This is a genomic window from Aetokthonos hydrillicola CCALA 1050 (assembly GCF_017591665.1).
Classification (GTDB): Bacteria; Cyanobacteriota; Cyanobacteriia; order Cyanobacteriales; family Nostocaceae; genus Aetokthonos; species Aetokthonos hydrillicola.
The window spans coordinates 1-1,759 of sequence record NZ_JAAKGC010000350.1 but is presented as its reverse complement, the minus strand read 5'-3'; the positions used below and the strand labels follow the sequence as shown (position 1 = coordinate 1,759).

The window sequence follows — 1,759 nt, the reverse complement described above, 5'->3', positions numbered from 1 at the left end:
GTTAGAGAGTGGCCCACCTACCGTAACGCGGCAGTGCAAATCACCTTTTTGTTGGTTGATTTCTTCTACTAACATTTCTACCCGTCCATCATCAAGGAGAATTCTTGATCCTACGGGAACTTCCTCTGCTAAATGCAAACGCGCTTCAAACCAGAGACACTCGGCGTTCTATCCCGAATGCAATTAGTCAAGCAGTGGGTCAAATTGCTGAGCAACTGGGCGCAGCGGCAATAATGACACTAACCCAAACTGGAGCAACAGCTCGCAATGTCTCCAAGTTTCGTCCTCAAACACCTATTTTGGCAGTAACTCCCCATGTGAACGTAGCAAGGCAACTACAGCTCGTGTGGGGAGTAAAACCGTTATTAGTGTTAGAACTACCTTCCACAGGTCAGACCTTCCAAGCAGCTATCAACGTCGCTCAAGAACACCAGCTATTATCTGAGGGGGATTTAGTCGTCATGACGGCCGGAACACTCCAAGGTATTTCTGGTTCAACTGATTTGATTAAAGTTGAAGTAGTAACGGCTGTGTTGGGTCAAGGAATCGGAATAGGACAAGGTTCTGTAAGTGGTCGCGCACGGGTAGCTCACTCTGGTATAGATGTAAGTAATTTTAATCCTGGGGATATTTTAGTGGCTTCGCGTACTAGCGCCGATTTTGTGGAGGCTATTCGTAAGGCAGCTGGAATCATCACAGAAGAAGAAAGTCTTACTAGCCATGCCGCAGTGATTGGCTTACGTCTCGGTGTCCCAGTGATTGTTGGTGTAAAGGGCGCTACCCAAGTGATTCGAGATAGTGCGATTTTGACCATGGATATGCAGCGAGGTTTAGTTTATTCCGGCGCGGTGGGGACACGGTAAGCGAAAAGAAGAGAGGGAACTATTCAACTTTTAGTTCCCTGTCTAAAATGAGTATAAAATCATCAACACTTACCGAAATTGAGCTATAAACGTTTTTGGCAGTAGTTTTATAAAGAATAGATATTGCGTCAGAAAAAGCTTAAGTACAGCATGTAATCAGGAAATACTTAAGCAATTGCTGTATTTTATGAAGTTAAGAAGATTTTGATAAAAGCATGTATCAAGAATGTATGAATCACGCTTCAGCTAATTAGTATATTAAAGATAAGGTTTGAAGAAGCAAAAGACAGCAAAGTGCTATCCAAAAGAGGGTCGATTGCTATATAATGTGAAATTAAGAAATATCTGGTATATCTTAGTGTTAAATCTAAAATTAATATACTAAATTATTATTAATTCGGTGCATCAGAATTTCTAAGGAGAGGCACAAAGGTTAAGGAGTGAAAACAGAGCTATGTAAGTTAAGAGGGTTTTGAGAGCTACTGGAAATTTTTTGGTAATAATCATAATTTTGACGAGTAGATTTCTATCCAAAAGCTGTACATAGATCCCGGCGTAGGTCGGGGTTTTTGAAGTTCCCCTCAGTAGCAATTATAACAGGTAATTGCCCCTTTCTGATTAATGAAGTGTACCTACAGATAGAGCTTGTTTACTTAATCATTTTTTACAGAAGATTTTTATTTATGACTCAGCCTTCTTCTCAAAAGCAGAGCCGTAAGCGAGATATAGAGAAGTCAACTATAAATAATAGTTTAGACGACCCAACAAGGCTTCAAGGATTTCCCTTGCAAAAACAGCAACAACGAAAGCGATGGAGCTTAAAAGCTAAAACAATAGCTTGGGCTCTTGCAGTTAGCATGCTTCCAGTGCTAACAGTAGGAGCTTTCACATACCTT

General features: G+C 40.9%; 2 pseudogenes. Both read left to right on the top strand.

Going from position 1 to position 1,759, the window contains the following annotated elements:
* Positions 1-146: 146 nt before the first annotated feature.
* Positions 147-863: pseudogene (locus G4P69_RS37805) on the top strand (pyruvate kinase alpha/beta domain-containing protein); the annotation flags it as partial.
* Between the two features lie 683 nt (positions 864-1,546).
* A pseudogene (locus tag G4P69_RS37800) lies at positions 1,547-1,759 on the top strand (GAF domain-containing protein); the annotation flags it as partial.